The 709-nt window shown below is 73.2% G+C and carries 1 pseudogene; it reads left to right on the forward strand.

Features of this window, described 5'->3' with window-relative positions:
* Window positions 1-709 (forward strand): annotated as a pseudogene (locus ABD401_RS25000) (hypothetical protein); the annotation flags it as partial.

Consider the following 709-nt stretch of genomic DNA (forward strand, 5'->3'; position numbering starts at 1 on the left):
ACGCGGCTGCCGCGATCCTCGTCGGCGCCGAGGTCGGCTTGACGCCGATGCAGGCGCTGCAGGGCATCTATGTCATCAAGGGCAAGCCCGCGATGTACGCGCGGACCCTCATGGCGATCGTGCTCGCCGCCGGCCACGAGGTGTGGACCGAGAAGGCCAGCCCAGACCGGGTCGTCGTCAAAGGCCGACGCCGCGGATCGGACCGGATCGAGACCTCCGAGTGGACGATCGGCCGGGCACAGAAAGCGGGGTACACCTCGAACGCGAAGTACAAGACCGACCCCGAGTCGATGCTTCTCGCCCGCGCCCAGGCCGAACTGTGTCGGCGCCTGGCCCCCGATGCGATTCTCGGCATGGCCTACGCCGTCGAGGAGTTGGACGACGACGAGCCCGCGCCAGCCGGCAAGCGGGCGGTGTCCCGCAGGACGCCGGCGAAGACGGCACCCGCGCCTGACCCGGCGTCAGCCTGGGACGCGCCGAGCACCGCACCGCGCGCCGCGGAAGACCCCGACCTCCCCCCGCTGCCCGGCGAGGACACGGCCGACCCGGTGGTCGAGGCCGACGTCGTCGAGGACGACGAGCCGTTCGCCGAGCCGGAGCCGCTGTTCCCGCCGCCGGACCGCGCGCCCGGCGAGCCGGTGACCCCGACGGGCGACCGACCCGGGTTCATCACCCGCGCGCAGCTCCGGATGCTGCACGTCGCCCTCGG

This window comes from Sporichthya brevicatena (assembly GCF_039525035.1).
GTDB classification, from domain to species: domain Bacteria; phylum Actinomycetota; class Actinomycetes; order Sporichthyales; family Sporichthyaceae; genus Sporichthya; species Sporichthya brevicatena.